17 protein-coding genes are annotated in these 16,622 nt (G+C 64.8%); 5 read left to right on the forward strand and 12 right to left on the reverse strand.

The window, feature by feature from the left end; all coding sequences use genetic code 11:
- Nucleotides 1-18: 18 nt before the first annotated feature.
- Entirely contained in the window at nucleotides 19-804 is a 786-nt protein-coding gene (locus GGQ99_RS09865; protein ID WP_183262839.1) for a double zinc ribbon domain-containing protein, read from the reverse strand.
- 55 nt (nucleotides 805-859) lie between these two features.
- Here GGQ99_RS09865 and GGQ99_RS09870 point away from each other — a divergent pair, with 55 nt between their 5' ends.
- A complete protein-coding gene (locus GGQ99_RS09870; RefSeq protein ID WP_183262426.1) occupies nucleotides 860-1,732 on the forward strand; it encodes a methyltransferase domain-containing protein in 873 nt (290 codons plus the stop codon).
- A gap of 21 nt (nucleotides 1,733-1,753) precedes the next feature.
- Here GGQ99_RS09870 and GGQ99_RS09875 read toward each other — a convergent pair whose 3' ends face one another.
- The 6 genes from GGQ99_RS09875 to GGQ99_RS09900 all read right to left on the reverse strand — a co-directional run bounded on the left by GGQ99_RS09875 (nucleotide 1,754) and on the right by GGQ99_RS09900 (nucleotide 5,223).
- On the reverse strand, nucleotides 1,754-1,927 hold the full coding sequence (locus tag GGQ99_RS09875; protein ID WP_108606905.1) for a Flp family type IVb pilin: 174 nt from the start codon (nucleotides 1,925-1,927) through the stop codon (nucleotides 1,754-1,756).
- Between the two features lie 103 nt (nucleotides 1,928-2,030).
- Nucleotides 2,031-2,345, reverse strand: a complete 315-nt coding sequence (locus GGQ99_RS09880; protein WP_108606904.1) for a hypothetical protein — start codon at nucleotides 2,343-2,345, stop codon at nucleotides 2,031-2,033.
- A gap of 103 nt (nucleotides 2,346-2,448) precedes the next feature.
- Nucleotides 2,449-2,862, reverse strand: a complete 414-nt coding sequence (locus tag GGQ99_RS09885) for a (deoxy)nucleoside triphosphate pyrophosphohydrolase (RefSeq protein WP_183262427.1) — start codon at nucleotides 2,860-2,862, stop codon at nucleotides 2,449-2,451.
- Between the two features lies 1 nt (nucleotide 2,863).
- On the reverse strand, nucleotides 2,864-3,637 hold the full coding sequence (locus GGQ99_RS09890) for a GNAT family N-acetyltransferase (RefSeq protein ID WP_108606902.1): 774 nt from the start codon (nucleotides 3,635-3,637) through the stop codon (nucleotides 2,864-2,866).
- 7 nt (nucleotides 3,638-3,644) lie between these two features.
- Entirely contained in the window at nucleotides 3,645-4,886 is a 1,242-nt protein-coding gene (gene argJ, locus GGQ99_RS09895) for a bifunctional glutamate N-acetyltransferase/amino-acid acetyltransferase ArgJ (protein ID WP_183262428.1), read from the reverse strand.
- A gap of 103 nt (nucleotides 4,887-4,989) precedes the next feature.
- A complete protein-coding gene (locus GGQ99_RS09900; RefSeq protein ID WP_108606900.1) occupies nucleotides 4,990-5,223 on the reverse strand; it encodes a putative antibiotic biosynthesis monooxygenase in 234 nt (77 codons plus the stop codon).
- A 100-nt stretch (nucleotides 5,224-5,323) separates the two neighbouring features.
- On the opposite strand from GGQ99_RS09900, the gene GGQ99_RS09905 reads away from it, so the two are divergent.
- Nucleotides 5,324-5,917, forward strand: a complete 594-nt coding sequence (locus GGQ99_RS09905; RefSeq protein ID WP_108609719.1) for a TetR/AcrR family transcriptional regulator — start codon at nucleotides 5,324-5,326, stop codon at nucleotides 5,915-5,917.
- Between the two features lie 56 nt (nucleotides 5,918-5,973).
- On the opposite strand, the gene GGQ99_RS09910 is transcribed toward GGQ99_RS09905, so the two are convergent.
- A complete protein-coding gene (locus tag GGQ99_RS09910) occupies nucleotides 5,974-6,606 on the reverse strand; it encodes a LysE family translocator (protein ID WP_183262429.1) in 633 nt (210 codons plus the stop codon).
- A gap of 188 nt (nucleotides 6,607-6,794) precedes the next feature.
- The gene (locus GGQ99_RS09915) at nucleotides 6,795-7,712 is read right to left on the reverse strand and encodes a peptidylprolyl isomerase (protein WP_108606899.1); all 918 of its coding nucleotides are present in this window, start codon (nucleotides 7,710-7,712) and stop codon (nucleotides 6,795-6,797) included.
- Between the two features lie 238 nt (nucleotides 7,713-7,950).
- Here GGQ99_RS09915 and secA point away from each other — a divergent pair, with 238 nt between their 5' ends.
- Nucleotides 7,951-10,674 carry a preprotein translocase subunit SecA gene (secA, locus tag GGQ99_RS09920; RefSeq protein ID WP_108606898.1) on the forward strand — a complete coding sequence of 908 codons (2,724 nt, stop codon included), beginning with the start codon at nucleotides 7,951-7,953 and terminating at the stop codon, nucleotides 10,672-10,674.
- An 81-nt stretch (nucleotides 10,675-10,755) separates the two neighbouring features.
- Here secA and GGQ99_RS09925 read toward each other — a convergent pair whose 3' ends face one another.
- Nucleotides 10,756-11,088: an antibiotic biosynthesis monooxygenase family protein gene (locus GGQ99_RS09925; RefSeq protein WP_183262430.1), complete on the reverse strand. Its 333-nt coding sequence runs from the start codon at nucleotides 11,086-11,088 to the stop codon at nucleotides 10,756-10,758.
- Nucleotides 11,089-11,512: 424 nt separating this feature from the next.
- Between GGQ99_RS09925 and GGQ99_RS09930 the strand changes: the two genes are divergently transcribed.
- Both GGQ99_RS09930 and GGQ99_RS09935 read left to right on the forward strand, forming a co-directional pair.
- The gene (locus tag GGQ99_RS09930) at nucleotides 11,513-12,139 is read left to right on the forward strand and encodes a hypothetical protein (protein WP_183262431.1); all 627 of its coding nucleotides are present in this window, start codon (nucleotides 11,513-11,515) and stop codon (nucleotides 12,137-12,139) included.
- Nucleotides 12,140-12,252: 113 nt separating this feature from the next.
- Nucleotides 12,253-13,884, forward strand: coding sequence for an AMP-binding protein (locus tag GGQ99_RS09935; protein ID WP_183262432.1), 1,632 nt, complete (start codon nucleotides 12,253-12,255; stop codon nucleotides 13,882-13,884).
- On the opposite strand, the gene GGQ99_RS09940 is transcribed toward GGQ99_RS09935, so the two are convergent.
- Nucleotides 13,881-15,161, reverse strand: a complete 1,281-nt coding sequence (locus GGQ99_RS09940) for a GNAT family N-acetyltransferase (protein WP_183262433.1) — start codon at nucleotides 15,159-15,161, stop codon at nucleotides 13,881-13,883. The two genes, GGQ99_RS09935 and GGQ99_RS09940, sit on opposite strands and share 4 nt — an antisense overlap.
- On the reverse strand, nucleotides 15,161-16,570 hold the full coding sequence (locus GGQ99_RS09945) for a lipopolysaccharide biosynthesis protein (protein ID WP_183262434.1): 1,410 nt from the start codon (nucleotides 16,568-16,570) through the stop codon (nucleotides 15,161-15,163). The genes GGQ99_RS09940 and GGQ99_RS09945 overlap by 1 nt, the downstream gene beginning before the upstream one ends.
- Between the last annotated feature and the right edge of the window lie 52 nt (nucleotides 16,571-16,622).

The following is a 16,622-nucleotide window of genomic DNA, read 5'->3' on the forward strand; positions in this document are numbered from 1 at the left end:
CCCGTTATCCTTGGTCGACTATATAGGGTCTGCATCGTCGGGCCGGAAGTCCCCAGGCAGCACGCGCGCGAATGTCAGAACGTCGACACTGCGCGCGCCGCCTTTCCTGAGCGCCCGGGTGACGGCCGAAACGGTGGCCCCGGTGGTGTAGACGTCGTCGACCAGAAGCACCCGCCGGCCGCGGATTTCGATCTCCGCCTCGGGCGGAACGACAAAGGCCGCCCGGACGTTGTCTTCGCGCTCACGTTGGCCAAGGCCGATCTGCTGGCGAGTGCGCTTGACTCGGCGCACGGCGGTGGGCGCGAAAGGCAGGCTGGAAAGCGAGGCAATGGTGCGGGCAAGCTCCGCCGACTGGTTGAACTGGCGCCAGAAGAAGCGGCGCCAATGCAGCGGAACCGGCACCACGACCTCGGCATCGGCGACCAGTTCAGTGCCGGCGCGCAGCATCCAGCGCGCCATCCATGGCGCGAGATCGGTGCGGTCGTGGAACTTGAGGCCCTGGACCATGCGCCGGGCGACACCGGAATAAGCAACGGCGGCGCGGGCACGGGCGAAGGGCGGCGGATTGGCGATCGCCTCGGCGGACAGGAAGCCGGCGCCGAAATCGTGGGCAAACGGCGTGCCCATCACCTCGCACCATGGCTTTTCAAGGAAGCGAAGCCGGGGCCAGCAGGCACCGCACAAGGCGCCTGGCTGCGTCACCTGCCGCCGGCAGCCGGCGCAAACCGGCGGGAACAACAAGCGCGCCGGCCAGGTGGCGACAGCGGAAGCGAGGCTCTTGATCTCCGGCATCGGATCGGCCACGACAGGTTTGGGTCGGGCGACCATAACAGAAACCCGGCAAGGAAGGACATCGCCCGTGCAACCGATCTTTGACGCCAGCCTCGTGATCGCCCACCGCCGGCGCGCAGTGGCGCAAGCCATTGCCGGCGCGGATTTCCTGATGGCGCGCGCCGCTGAAGACCTAGCCGACAGGCTGGCCGCGGTGGAGCGCAAGTTCGAACGGGGTGCCGCGATCTTCTCGGTCAGCCCGGCGGCGACCGCCGTGCTGGCAGCCAGCGGCAAGGTGGCCGAACTGGTCCGGGTCGAGGCCGACAAGAGCTTTCTCGGCGGCGGTCCGGGCATCGTCTCCGATCCCGAGACCATTGCGCTCGAGCCGGCAAGCATCGACCTCGCGGTATCGCTGCTGGCGCTGCAGGAGGCCAACGACATTCCCGGCCAGCTGATCCAGATCAGGCGTGCGCTGAAGCCGGACGGGCTGTTCCTGGGTGTGCTGGCGGGTGCGGGAACGCTTGCCGAATTGCGCGAAAGCCTGCTGGCGGCCGAAACCGAGCTGACCGGCGGGGCGAGCCCGCGTGTCATCCCCTTCACCGACGTGCGCGACGCCGGCGGGCTGCTGCAACGGGCGGGACTTGCCCTGCCCGTGGCCGACGTCGAGACGGTAACGGTGCGCTACGACACGATGTTCGGGCTGATGGCGGATTTGCGGGCAATGGGCGTAACGAGCGCGCTCGCCGACCGGTCGCGAAAACCGGCGACGCGGCGATTGTTCCAGCGCGCGGCCGAAATCTATGCCGAGCGCTTTTCCGATCCCGACGGGCGCGTGCGGGCGAGCTTTTCGTTCGTCTGGCTGTCGGGATGGGCGCCAGACCCGTCGCAGCAAAAGCCGCTCAAGCCGGGGTCGGCGCAGGTTTCGCTCGCCAGGGTGCTTGGCGAGGAGGGCAAGAAATAGCCCGGTTCAGGCTATGCCTGTTCAATGCCTATTCAGGCCTTGCTGAATGTCCTTGTTGTTGTCGCCCCAAAGCAGCCTGAGCTGCTCTGCCATCTGCGAAAAGCCGCCGGCCATCACCACTGCAATCAGAGCAGCAATGAGGCCATACTCGATCGCCGTGGCACCCCCCTCGTCCCTCAGAAATCGCTTTATCATCGGTCGCGTCCACCCGTGTCGTTGGTCAAAAACATAGCGGCGACAGATTAAGAAAGGTTAATGGCATAGCCTTAACGTGCAGTGAAGCGCACGCGGCACATCCTCAGCACTGGCCGCTGCGGCGGCCGTTGTCGTGAATGACGCATACCGCCTGCGGTGTGTCCTGCAGGACGCTGCGGCGCAGCGTATAGCTGGCATTGCGGCCAACGGAGCCTGTCGCGGTGTAGTCGAGTCCGTCGAAGCGCGCCTGCCCGATCCAAGGGCGCGTGCGGCTGTCGAGATAGGGCGTGGCGATGAGCGCCAGCGCTACGGCCGCAAAGCCGAACAGCAATGCGACACGCAAGATGCCGGCGCTGGCCCTGGCGGCCGAGGACTGGCGTTCGGGGCGGATGAGATCCCACTCCTTGTCAGCCTGCATAGGCACGTCCCCCGCGAAAACCCATGTCGCCGCACATTGCACGCGACGGCCACTCAATTTTTCACGATTGGATAAACTTTGACTTAACGCTGACTGATACGCGTCAGAGCAGGTCGATCAGGAACGGTATCAGCGGCTCGTCGGCGGGCGGCATCGGGTAATCGCGCATCTGCTTGGGCCGGACCCATTTCAGCACCTGGCCTTCCCGCGGCTCAGGCGTGCCCCAGAAACGGCGGCAGACATAGAGCGGCATCAGCAGATGGAAGTCTTCGTAGGTGTGGCTGGCGAAGGTCAGCGGTGCGAGGCAGGCGATCTTGGTTTCGATGCCGATCTCCTCGCGCATCTCACGCACGATGGTTTCCTCCGGCGTCTCGCCCTGTTCGACCTTGCCGCCGGGAAATTCCCACAGGCCGGCAAGCTGCTTGCCCGCGGGCCGCTGGGCCAGAAGCACCCGGCCATCGGCATCGACGAGCGCGCAGGCGGCCACGAGCAGCAGGCGTTTTCCCTGTTGGGTCAAGTCAGGCCTCCGGCGGGCGGCGATAGTGATAGCGATAGACTTCCTTGAAGCCCATCTTCGAGTAGAGGCGGATGGCGCCGACATTGTCGGCTTCGACCTGCAGCCACGCCTGGCGCGCGCCCCTGAGGCGTGCCCATTTGAGCGCCGACAGGATCAGCCGGTGGCCGAAGCCCTTGCCGCGCTCGGCTTCGGTCGTGGCGATCTCGAACAGGCCGGCAAGGTCGGTGTCGTGGACGCAGATTGCAGCCGTCACCGGCTGCTCGTCCTGCTCGAGCACGAACAGGCCGGCTTCCGGCTGGATGGCGCCGATGATCTCGGACAGGCCGGGCCTCAGCGACGGGTCGAGGCCGTGAACGGCCATCGAGGCGCTGACGAAGCGTCCGATGTCCTTGAGCGGGATCTGGTCCATCGCGTTTTCGACGACACCGTCGTCGAGCGACAGGCGCATCACCATCGATTCGGAGAAGACGCTCCAGCGCTCGCGATCGAGATGGGCGGCGACCGCCGGCCCCGACAAGGGCGACATGCGGAAGGTGAGAGGCCGGCCATAGGCCTCGAAGCGGCGGCTGGCGCGGGCGATGCGGTCGGGAATGTTGCGGATGTCGGCCGGGTCGAGCGGGTTGACCGAGTTGAGCCGCTTGGCCGGATGCCCTGCCGTCAGCCGCACCAGCCAGGTGCCGTCATAATGCACCGCCGCCGCCGGCCAGGCGCGAAAGCCCGCCGCCTCATAGCGGCGGACGATTGCGAGTTCGTGCGACGGGCGATTCTGGTTCACGCTGCTGTCAGCTCCGGTAGTCGCCGTTGATGGCAACATATTCCTTGGTCAGGTCGCAGGTCCATACCGTCGCCTTGCCGCGGCCAAGACCGATGTCGGCGCGGATGACGATGTTGTCGCCCTTCATGTAGGCCGAGGTCGCCGCTTCCGAATAACCAGGGTCGCGCTCGCCATTGTGGGCAAGGCGATTGTCGCCGAACCAGATCGACAGCAGGTCGCGGTCGGCAGGCTCGCCAGCCTTGCCGACGGCCATGACGACGCGGCCCCAATTGGCGTCCTCGCCGGCTACGGCGGTCTTGACCAGCGGCGAATTGGCGATGGACAGCGCGATGCGCTTGGCCGAACGCGCGGACTTGGCGCCGGTGACGGTGACTTCGACCTGCTTGCGCGCGCCTTCGCCGTCGCGCACGACCTGAAGCGCAAGCGTCTTGAGCATCTTGTTGAGCGCACGGCGGAAGGCGCCGAGGCGCGCATCCTTGGGATCGGAAATCTTCGGCGCGCCGCGCTTGGCCGCGGCCCCGGTGGCAAACAGCATCAGCGTGTCGGACGTCGAGGTGTCGCTGTCGACGGTCACCGCATTGAAGGTCTTGGCGGTGCCGCGCGACAGCATGTCCTGCAGCACGTCAGCGGCAATCGGCGCGTCGGTGGCGACGAAGGACAGCATCGTCGCCATGTCGGGCGCGATCATGCCTGCGCCCTTGGCGATGCCGTTGATGGTGACGTCGGTGTCGCCGAGCTTGACCGTCGCGGTCACCACCTTGGGATAGGTGTCGGTGGTCATGATCGCCTTGGCGGCCTCGATCCACTGGTCGGACCTGGCGTCCTTGACCATGCCGGAAAGCAAATGGCTGAACTTGCCGGCGTCGAGCGGCTCGCCGATGACACCGGTGGAGGCGAGGAAGACGTCGCCAGGCGTGCAGCCGGCGGCCTTGGCAGCGGCCTGGCCGGTCAGCGTGGTGGTCTCGCGGCCCTTCTTGCCGGTAAACGCATTGGCGTTGCCGGAATTGACGACCAGAATACGCGCCTTGCCGCCCGAAAGGTTCTGGCGGCAGAAATCGACCGGTGCCGAGGGGCACTTGGAACGGGTGAAGACGCCTGCCGCCGCCGTGCCTTCGTCGAACACCATGGCCACCACGTCGGTGCGACCCTTGTACTTGATGCCCGCTTCGGCAGTGGCAATGCGGACGCCATCGATGGCGGGCATCTTGGGATATTTTTTCGGTGCAAGCGGGGAAACGGCAGTCGACATCAGGGAACCTCTGCGGGCTCGGGAAACGGTGAGGGTTGGCACCGTTTGCCCGATAGCGCGAGGCTTCGCAAGGCGTTTCACCTCACGAAGGCGTGGTCCAGCCTCAATGCACCGCCGGATTGAGGAAGCCGCGGAACAGCCGCTGGACGGCGGGGATCAGCCCCCAGATCATCGTCGCCACCATCAGCGGCGCAATCAGCAGGGTGCGCTGCCAGATCGTCCAGCCATCGGTCAGCGGCATGACGACGTAAAGAAGGACCGTGATCAGCGGATAGACACCGATCAGGACCATCAGGGCGAAGCGCGGGCGGGAAAAGCGGGTTTGGGAGGCAGTCATTTCCAATCTCCATCGGAACGAAACGTTTCGTTATATAAAACGGGCCGTTTCGTTTCGTCAAGAGCTGGTGTATGGATTTGTCGACGAACCGGAGAACGAGATGAGCACTGAGCAAGACGCGGCGCGGAAATCGATCGGCGCACGGCGCAGCCCCGAAAGCGCCGACGCGATCCTGGAAGCGGCCGAGGCGGTGCTGATCGAAAACGGCTATGCGGGCTTCTCGATCGAGGCCGTGGCGCGCCGTGCCCGCGCCGGCAAGCCGACGATCTATCGCTGGTGGCCGAACAAGGCATCGCTGCTGCTTGAGGTCTACCAGCGCCAGAAGCGCGACATCGACTATCCCGACACCGGCAGCATCGAGGAAGACCTGTTCGGCTTTGCCAGGAGCCTGTTCGTCCACTGGCGCGAGACGCCATCTGGCGGCATCTTCCGCTCTCTGCTGGCCGAGGCCCAGTCGGATGCTTCAGCAGCCGAAGCGCTGGCCGAATATGCCGCCGGGCGCAGGGCCAACACCGGCAAGATCGTCGCCCGGGCCAAGGCGCGAGGCGAGGTCGCAGCACATGTCGACCCCGAACAGGTCGCCGACATGGTCGCTTCCTACGCCTGGGTGCACCTGCTGACTGGCCGGCTGGATGAGGACGACGCCACGTTGCGCCGGGCGATCCGCATGATCGTGAACGGCATCAAGGCTTGAGGCATCGCTGAAGCTTGAGGCATCGCTGAAGACTGGCTGCAACGCCGCCGGGCGATTCAGCTGCGCTGGAGCGCGATGTGCACGCCGAGACCGACAAGCACTGCACCGCCGGCGCGCCGCATAAGCCTTTGCGCCCGGCTCGAGCGCTGCAGGCGGCCGATCAGGAGGCCGGCCAGCACAACGCCGACAATGTCGGCAACCGTGAACATGGTGTTGACCAGAATTCCGAAGATGAGGAACTGCAGCCAGACCGGGAAAGTCGCGGATGCGTCGATGAACTGCGGCAGGAAGGCCATGAAGAAGATGGCCGTCTTGGGGTTGAGCACTTCGACTGCGACGCTTTCGACGAAGGCGCGACGGCCGGACTTCTGTCCCATGCCGGAGGGGTTGAAATCGCCCTGTTTGCGGCCGCGGAACATCGAAATGCCCAGCCAGACGAGATAGGCGGCGCCCGCAAGCTTGACCGCCATGTAGAGCCACGGAACCGCGTGGAACAGGAATGACAGCCCGGCGGCAGCCGCAACGACATGCACATAGCCACCAATGTGGATGCCCAATGCAGCCATGAAACCGGAACGGCGCCCGCGCGCCATCGTCTGGGCGGCAGCGTAGAGCATGGCCGGTCCGGGGATGAAGGCGAAGATTGCCGCCGTGGCAAGGAACGCGAGGATCAGGTCGGCAGACGGCATGCGATGCTCCTGGAAACGGGGCACTCCGCTCAGCACCCCCTGAGAAGTCCCAATTTGGCGACCATCGGACCCAACGTCATTCAGCCACCGGCGAGGTGAGAACGCGCCAGATGGTCAAACTGCGAGCGTCGCAAACAAAAAGGGCGGCGCCAACTGACGCCGCCCTTCTGAAATCGAGTTGAAAGGGCCTACTTCGATGCGTCGATGGCGTCGATGGCCTTCTTGAGCTCGGGGTCGGTGACTTCGACCTTGCCGGCGGCGCGGATCTGCTTGACCAGGTCGATGTACTTCTCGCGGATGACGAGCGACTTGACCTCTTCCTTGACCGCGTCGAAGGCCGGCGGCTGCTGCGAGCGCTTGTCCTCTACCTTGATGATGTGCCAGCCGAACTGCGTCTGCACCGGCTCCTTCGAGTAGGCGCCGACCTCGAGGGCGAGAGCCGCCTTCTCGAATTCCGGCACCATCTGGCCGGGGCCGAAGAAGCCGAGGTCGCCGCCCGAGGTCTTGCCGCTCGGATCAGTGGTGTTTTCGTTGGCAAGCTTCTGGAAATCCTCGCCGCCATCCAGCTTCTTGATCAGGGCGTCCGCCTCTTCCTTGGTCTTGACCAGGATGTGGCGGGCATGAACCTCGTTGACCGGCTTCTGGGCCGCGATTTCCTTGTCGTAGCGGGCACGGATCTCGTCGTCGGTGACCTTGCCCGCGACTTCCTTCTCGACGAGTTCGCCATGCAGCGCGCGCTGGTCGAGGAAGGCCATGCGGCGCTGGAAGTCGGCGTCCTTGTCGAGACCCTTTTCCACGGCCTGGGCCGCCATCAGCCTGATTTCGATGATCGACGACAGCGCCGCGGCACGACGCTGCTCCGGCGGCAGGCGGCCAAATTGGGCGCCGAGGTCGCTTTCGGCCAGCGAGATGTCGGCTTCGGTGACGTCCTGGCCATTGACCGTGGCAACGATCGTGTTGGGATCTACCGGTGCCGCTGCGGGAGCCGCGGGCTGGGCTGCTGGCGCAGCAGCTTCCTGGGCGGCGAGAGGCAGCGACGACAGCGCCACGAGCCCGGCTGCAAGCCCGACGCGGGCAAGCGAGGCGCTACGGAACGAAAAAGACATCTAAACTCTCCGATGGGGGGATGACGCACTTCCAAATCAACCTGAATGTGGCGGAATTTGGCGTCTTCGGCAGGCTCTCTGCAACGTTGACATAAGTTGTGCCCCCTCTTATCTGTCCATCGTCTTCGCGTCCAGAACCGTTTTCCGGGCGCTTTTCGCGTTGAACCTGCCACCGCCTTGTCCCCGGCAGGTTCGGCCGGCGGACAGTCGGCTTCATTCGAATTGAAAGGGCCACTTGATGGTCAGTCTCGGCGGTCTCGCCCGTAAGATTTTCGGTTCCTCCAACGATCGTCGCGTCAAATCGACCCGACCCCGGGTGGAAGCGATCAATGCACTGGAAAATGAACTGCAGGCGCTGACCGACGACCAGCTTCGGGCGCGAACCGAGCAGTTCCGTCAGGACCTTGCCAACGGGGCAACCCTCGACGACCTGCTGATCCCGGCGTTCGCCACGGTTCGCGAAGGCGCAAAGCGCGCGCTTGGCATGCGTCCGTTCGACGTCCAGATGATCGGCGGCATGGTGTTGCACGGCCGCGGCATCGCCGAGATGCGCACCGGCGAAGGCAAGACCCTCGTCGCAACCCTGCCCGTCTATCTCAATGCCCTGACCGGCAAGGGCGTGCATGTCGTTACCGTCAACGACTATCTCGCCAGCCGCGACGCCGAATGGATGGGCCGGCTCTACAAGTTCCTCGGCCTTTCGGTCGGCATCATCGTGCACGGACTGTCGGACGAAGAGCGCCGCGCGGCCTATGCCTGCGACATCACCTACGCCACCAACAACGAACTCGGCTTCGACTATCTGCGCGACAACATGAAGTACGAGCGCGCCCAGATGGTGCAGCGCGGCCACTTCTTCGCCATCGTCGACGAGGTCGACTCGATCCTGGTCGACGAGGCCCGCACGCCGCTGATCATTTCCGGTCCGCTCGAGGACCGTTCGGAAATGTATAACACGGTCGACGCCTTCCTTCTCCACCTGGTTCCGTCCGACTACGAGGTCGACGAGAAGCAGAAGACTGCCATCTTCACCGAAGAAGGCACTGAGAAGATGGAGAACATGCTGCGCGAGGCGGGCCTGCTGAAGGGCGAGTCGCTCTACGACATCGAAAACGTCGCCCTGGTCCACCACGTCAACAATGCGCTCAAGGCACACCGCCTGTTCCAGAAAGACAAGGACTACATCGTCAAGGACGACGAAATCGTCATCATCGACGAGTTCACCGGCCGCATGATGCCGGGCCGCCGCTTCTCCGAAGGCCTGCACCAGGCGCTGGAAGCCAAGGAACACGTGTCGATCCAGCCGGAAAACCAGACGCTGGCTTCCGTCACCTTCCAGAATTATTTCCGCATGTACGAAAAGCTCGCCGGCATGACCGGTACGGCGCTGACCGAAGCGGAAGAGTTCGGCAACATCTACAATCTCGACGTCACCGAGGTTCCGACCAACCTGCCCGTCAGCCGCATCGACGAGGACGACGAGGTCTACCGGACGGTCGAGGAGAAGTACAAGGCGATCGTCCGCGAGATCAAGGAAGCCAACGCCAAGGGCCAGCCGACGCTGGTCGGCACGACCTCGATCGAGAAATCCGAACAGTTGGCCGAGCGGCTGCGCAAGGACGGCTTCAAGGACTTCGAGGTCCTGAATGCCCGCCACCACGAGCGCGAGGCGGCGATCGTCGCCCAGGCCGGCAAGCCAGGCGCAATCACCATCGCCACCAACATGGCCGGCCGCGGCACCGACATCCAGCTCGGCGGCAACGCCGACATGCGCATTGCCGAGGAACTGGCCGACATGCCGGCAGGCCCCGAGCGCGACGCCAAGGAAAAGGCGATCCGCGAGGACGTTGCCCGCCTCAAGGAAAAGGCGCTCGCCGGCGGCGGCCTCTACGTGCTTGCCACCGAACGCCACGAAAGCCGCCGCATCGACAACCAGCTGCGCGGCCGCTCCGGCCGCCAGGGCGATCCGGGCCGTTCGAAGTTCTTCCTGTCGCTGCAGGACGATTTGATGCGCATCTTCGGTTCCGAGCGCATGGACGGCATGTTGCAGAAGCTCGGCCTCAAGGAAGACGAGGCGATCGTCCACCCCTGGATCAACAAAGCTCTGGAAAAGGCGCAGAAGAAGGTCGAGGCCCGCAACTTCGACATCCGCAAGAACCTGCTCAAATACGACGACGTGTCGAACGACCAGCGTAAGGTGGTGTTCGAGCAGCGCATCGAGCTGATGGACGCGACCAGCCTGACCGATACGGTCGCCGAAATGCGCCACGACGTGATCGAGGATCTGGTCGCCAAGCACATCCCCGAAAACGCCTATGCCGAGCAGTGGGATGTCACTGGCCTCAAGGAAGGCGTGATCCAGTCGCTCAACCTCGATCTCCCGATCGAGGAATGGGCCAAGGAAGAAGGCATCGCCGAGGAAGAGGTCCGCGAGCGCATCACCGCCGAAGCCGACAAGGCGGCCGCCGACCGCGCCGAGCGCTTCGGCCCCGAGGTGATGACCTATGTCGAACGCTCGGTGGTGCTGCAGACGATCGACCACCTGTGGCGCGAGCATCTGGTCAATCTCGACCACTTGCGCTCGGTCGTCGGCTTCCGCGGTTACGCCCAGCGCGACCCGCTCAACGAATACAAGGGCGAGGCCTTCGAGCTGTTCCAGGCGATGCTCGGCAACCTGCGCCAGGCGGTCACCGCACAGCTGATGCGGGTCGAACTGGTGCGCCAGGCAGCCGACGCGCCGCCACCGGAAGCGCCCGAGATGTTTGGCCACCACATCGACGGCACCACCGGCGAGGACGATTTCGGCGAAGGGTCGGTCGCAGTCCTGCAGGATTCGCGCGTCGTCGCGGCCGAAGACCGCGACCCCAACGATCCATCGACCTGGGGCAAGGTTTCGCGCAACGAGGCCTGCCCGTGCGGTTCGGGCAAGAAATACAAGCACTGCCACGGCACCTTCGCCTGACCGGCGACTGGGACAATCCAGCCTCGAACATTGAACGGCGGCCCATTGGGTCGCCGTTACAGTTTCCGAAGCCTTCCGCTCCTAAATGTGCCTGTAGCTGGCAATGTCGGCTTTGATGCCCAGCCGTGCGATCAACTCCTGCGGGTTGAAATTCGCTTGCGCGTGCATCGACTGCACCTTGGCCTTGGCCGATGCGATCGCAGCCTCGCTTTCCCACTCGACGATCGTGATGACATTGTGCTCTCCAGGCATCGATGGCTGCTCCAGAACCATGTCCTGCAGGAAGCCCGGCTGCACTCTCAGCAACTCGTGCGTCTGCCGAACCTTGTCGAGAAACTCGGCGCGCGCACCGTCTGGAACGGTGAACCTGTCGACCCTGTAGATACGTTGCGCCTTGCTGGCGTCCTGACCCATCTCGTCCTCCTCTCTTCGACTTGACAGAAAGGACTTGTGCAACCTCAACCGTTATTGAGGTCAAGCGCCATTTTCAGATTTGCAGCTCGGTCTGGTTTTGCGGGCAAACAGCTTTTGAAGCATCGCAAGAAATGCTTGTACCGTGGTCGCGTGAAGATCTGCCAATGGCGCAGGAGACGCTGGCGAGACAACCGGTTACCGCCATCCCGAAAGGCGGAAGTGCTTCTTTGCCAACCGGCGGTGACCACATTGTGATTCCAAGCGACGGTCCGGTAGTTTGCTTTGCCCGACGGATTGGCTAGAATGGGATTCCTTAATGATATTCCGAAGAGAAATCTCATTGCCTTCCGATACCGGTTCGAATTCATCTAATTTCATTGCGTCTCCCTTTTTGCTCTTCTGGGTCGCGTTATCTGGACTTGTCGTGAGCCTGCTCGCCGCCGCAGTGATGTCGGCGGATATGGCTGCTGCTTTGCTCCGAGAGAACGGGCCGGTAGAGATGGCAAGTGCCGTCTTGCATTTCGTCGTCGCGATCGTTGCGGCAGGCATCTGGTTTCGTCGGGGCGGGCTGGCTGGGCTGATCGCGCTTGGCGCGCTGCTCCTCGGCGTTCGTGAGCTGGATTGGCATCACGCCTTCACGACATACGGCCTTTTCAATCTGCGCCAGTATCTCAGGCCGGAAGTGCCAATCGTGGAGAAACTCGCAAGTGCGGGGACCGTCCTCCTGATCGGCACGGTGGTGGTGGCGTTGCTGATAAGATCGCTGGATCACATCAAGCATCTGGTGACGCGCAGGCCGCCGGCTGCCTATGGCGCGATCGTGCTTGTCGCCTACCTGCCGGCGCTGAAGATCCTCGACGCCATCCCCCGCTGGTTCCGGGAGGCCGATAGCGCCTTGCCTGCAACGGCTCTGAAGTACGCCCGCGCGCTCGAGGAAATCAACGAGATGTGGCTGCCGGTGCTGGTGCTGCTGTTCTTGCTGCAGCTGTATCTGCCGCCGCAGACCAGCCAACGCAACGCGGTCCCGAGCTACCAGGGCGCGCACCGCTGATCCACGTCACTTGACGCCGCCAGGGGCAGGAGCTACGCGACAGGCCTGTCCACGGCGCCTGGAGCTCATGCCCGGCGCCAGTCCCACTCGCGGAGGAGCGGAGACGACCGTCCATGCTCGAACGGCGCGACACCTACGACACCCTCTACCGCGACTTCCGCTGGAACATCCCGCAGAAATTCAACATCGGCACCGCCGTGTCCGACCGCTGGGCTGCGATCGATCCCGAGCGGACGGCGCTCCTCGACTACCATGTCGAGGGGGCGGCCGAAAAACTCTCCTTCGGCGAGCTGTCCCGCCGCTCCAACGCCTTTGCCCATGCGCTGCGCGCCCGCGGCGTGCGTCGCGGCGACCGGGTGGCGCTGCTGTTGCCACAGAGCTTCGAGACGGCCATCGCCCATGTCGCCATCTACAAGCTCGGCGCGATAGCGGTACCGCTGGCGCTGTTGTTCGGCGTCGAGGCGCTCGAATACCGGCTGCAGACGGCGGGTGTGCGGGCCATCGTCACCAACGAGGCCGGTTTCGCCAAGGTCGGCCAGATCGCCGGCCGGTTGCCCCAGCTTGAAACCATCGTCGTTGTCGGCAGCGGCGGGCTGGACGACTTCCAGCGCCTTGTCGCTTCGCATGCACCTGACTTTACCGCCGAGGATACCGGTCCCGACGATCCGGCGATGATGATCTTCACCTCGGGCACCACGGGGCCGCCCAAGGGCGCGCTGCATGGCCATCGCGTGCTGCTCGGGCACCTGCCCGGCATCCAGATGGCGCATGAGTTCCTGCCGCAGCCGGGCGACCTGATGTGGACGCCGGCAGACTGGGCCTGGGCCGGCGGGCTGCTCAACCTGCTGCTGCCGGGCCTCTATTTCGGCCTGCCGGTGGTGTCCGCCCGCTTCGACAAGTTCGATCCCGAGGCAGCGCTTGTGCTGGTCGAGAAGATGGGCGTGCGCAACGCCTTCATCCCGCCGACGGCGCTACGCATACTGAAGACCGTGCCCGACATCGGCAAGCACTTCCGGCTCGGCCTGCGCAGCATCGGCTCGGCCGGCGAAGCGCTCGGCCGCGAGACTTATGATTGGGCGGCCGGCGAACTCGGGCTCACGGTCAACGAGTTCTACGGCCAAACCGAATGCAACGCGGTGCTCGCCTCCTGCGCGGCCCTCGGTGTGAGCCGCGGCGGGGCCATCGGCAAGGCCGTGCCCGGCCACCAGGTCGCCATCATCGACGACAAGGGCCGTCGCGTACCTGCCGGCGAGCCTGGCCAGATCGCCATCGCCAGGCCCAACCCCGTCATGTTCCTCGAATACTGGCAGAGTCCCGAAGCGACCGAGAAGAAATTCATCGGCGAGTGGATGACGACCGGCGACCAGGGCATCAAGGACCACGACGGCTACGTCACCTTCTTCGGCCGCGACGACGACGTCATCACCTCCGCCGGCTTCCGCATCGGCCCGGGCGAGATCGAGGACTGCCTGACCGGCCATCCCGCCGTCGCGCTGGCCGCTGCCGTGGGCAAGCCCGACGCGCTGCGCACCGAGATCGTCAAGGCCTATGTCGTGCTCAAGGACGGCGTTGCGGGCAACGCGGCGCTGGCCGACGAGATCAAGCTCTGGGTGCGCGAGCGCCTGTCGGCGCACGAATATCCGCGCGAGGTCGAGTTCGTCGATTCGATGCCGCTGACCACCACCGGCAAGGTTATCCGCCGCATTTTCCGCGACCGGGCCAAGCGCGAGGCGAAAACGCTCTAGCGTTTGAGCAGGCTGCGCATGCGGTCGCGCAGCTTGACCGCGAGCTTGCGCGTCTGGCGATAGAGATGCAGCTGCGAGGCGGCCTGGCGGGTGACACGGTCGGCATCGGGCGTCAGTCCGACGACGATGGTGCCCATCGGCTTGCGTTCGCTCCACATCCGGCCGACCAGCGGGTGGTCGGGCACGGCGCAGGAATCGGTGACCATGACGTTGGGGTCTTCAAGATGCTGCGCGGTCACCGCCATCATCAGCAGCGCGCCCGGCGAATAGGCAGACAAGGTCTCGTCATAGGCGGTCTTCCAGGTATAGGCGACACCCGCCTCGACGAAGACGACGAGGCTGGCAATGGTGCGGCCGTCGAGCGTCAGCGAGTGGATGCGGCACATGTCTTGTTCCGACATCCGGTGCACCGCCTCGCGGGCGAAGGCGGCACGGTAGCGGTCGATCGCCATGGCGGTGCGCTGGCGGCCTTTCCAGCCGGACGCCTCCAGCGTCAGGAACTGCTCGATGGCATGGCGCACATCGTCCTGGGTGCGCGCAACCTTGTGCTCGACCACGCCCTGTTCGGCGAGCCGGCGCTCGAGCCGGCGGAACTCCTTGTAGTGGCGATTGCCGAGCGCGGCCTTGAGATAGTCGTCGCCGTCGCGCTCGCTTTCGAGGAAGGGGCGCTCGAACTGGCCGGTAATAGCCAGCGGCAAGCCGCGGCTTTCGGCCGTCGCACTCAGCATGCGGGCGACGGCGCCATCGAGGCGCATGTCGGGCAGCACGAAAACCCTCGGCAGCTTGAGATGCGGCCGCGCCAGCATGGCGAAGAAATCGGCGATCACGCCTTCGGGGTCGTCGCGGTCGAGCAGCGGCGTGCCGAGCGGACCGAACGGGCTCGACCAGGTCCGCATCACCGGCACGCCGAGCGGCACCGCCGGCTTCTCGATCGAATAGGGCACGAGCAGGCGCAGCCGGCTGCGAAACTCGTTGCCGTCCCGGATGACGGCAAGCCGCACCTCGCGGTCCTCGAGCCTCGGCATGGCGGGCGCCAGGAAGCGCGGGTTGAAGAAGACGTTGGGCTCGATGGTACGGGCGCAGAGGTGGTCGAGCTCCTCGACCAGGTCGAAGCCGGCCGAAGCCGGATAGATGGCGAGCCGCCTGAGCGGCCGCTCGCTGGCGGTCAATTCAAGCTGGGCGAGGTCGGCAAGGTCGGTCGGAACGCCGGCAATGCCGGCGATCATCGAACCGGCCGGGCCGCCGCTGGTCTCTTCGAGAAGCGGGATGGCTACCATCAGGCTTTCTCCAATGTGCGTCGGACGGGGATGAATAGCACCATGACGATGCCGAGCTTGCGCCATACGGTGAACGACAGCGCGGTCGCCTCGAAGATCATCGCCGCCGAGGTGGCGATTGCCGCGCCCCACAGGCCGAGCGTGGGGATGAACACGACGTTGAGGCCGATGTTGAGGGCGAGTGTCGCGGCATAGACCATGGCGCAGACGTTCTGGTAGCCGCTCATGGTCAACACGCTTTCGCATGGGCCGACCGCCGATCGCGCCACCACCGCAGCCACGAGCAGGAACAGCAGCGGATAGCCCTCGTCGAAGCCGGGGCCGAACATGCCGAGCAGCGGCTTGCCGAGCACCAGCACGACAAGCCCCATCAGCAGCGACGGCCAGAACGTCCAGGACACTGTTTCGCGGGCGAAGCCGGCCAGCTTTTCCGGCTCGCCATGGGCGATATGGGCATAGCGCTGGGCAACGCCCGCCTTGACCGAGAAATAGACGAAGTGGACCAGCGCCAGCGTCTTCACAGTCGCGAAGTAAACCGCGACATGGTCCGGTTCCATGTAGAAGCCGACCATCAGCACGTCGGCATTGGTGAGCAGGAAAAAGAAGCTCTCGACCAGGAAGATCGGCAGCGAGATCTTGAGCCAGTAGCCGAGCAGGATAGTGCGCGGCCCGGCGGGAATGCGCTTGTCGGTCCGCGAAGTGACGCGGACGAGCTGGGCGATGGTGGTGACGTAGGTGGCGGCGATCGCGGCGCTGACGGCGGTCTCGGCGGTCGGCGCAAGGCCCGACACCACGGCCGCCGCCATGAACAACAGGATCAGAAGCGGCCGCACGATGTAGGTCGGCACAAGCGCCTGGAACGCCCAGGCGTTGGCGCGCGCCAGCCCTTGCAGCACGTCCGACAGCGCCAGCATCGGCAGGCAGAACATGCCGAGGAAAAACGGTACGACGTAGTAGCTCTCGATCTTGTCCGAGAGCAGCCAGACGCCGGCCATGGCCAAGGCGGTGATGACGGTCGAAGCGACGAGCACGAACAGCCGGCTCGCCACAAGCACGCCGCGCAGTTCGGCGAGCATGCCCTTTTCGCGGTATTCGGGGATGAAGCGGATGACGGAGGTGTGGAAACCGAAGCAGGACAGGGAACCTGCGATGATCATCGACACCCAGACGAGCACGAAGATGCCGTATTCGAAACCGCCCATCCAGCGGGCCAGCAGCACCTGGCTGACGAATGCGATGGCGGCGCTGACAATGCGCACGGCAAAGGCGATCAGCGACATGCGGCCGGCTTCGCCGCGCTCGTCGGCGCTGAAAAGAACGGCGTCGACGCGACGCAGCAGCGGCGCGATGCGCGAGGCGATCTGCCCCGGCAGCCACCGTTCGGCCGTCATCGCTGCGGAAAAACGCAACTCAACACACTCCATCTTCCGCGAATTTCGCTGACAGGATGTACTGGACAGC

It is taken from the genome of Aminobacter niigataensis (assembly GCF_014200015.1).
Taxonomy (GTDB): Bacteria; Pseudomonadota; Alphaproteobacteria; order Rhizobiales; family Rhizobiaceae; genus Aminobacter; species Aminobacter niigataensis.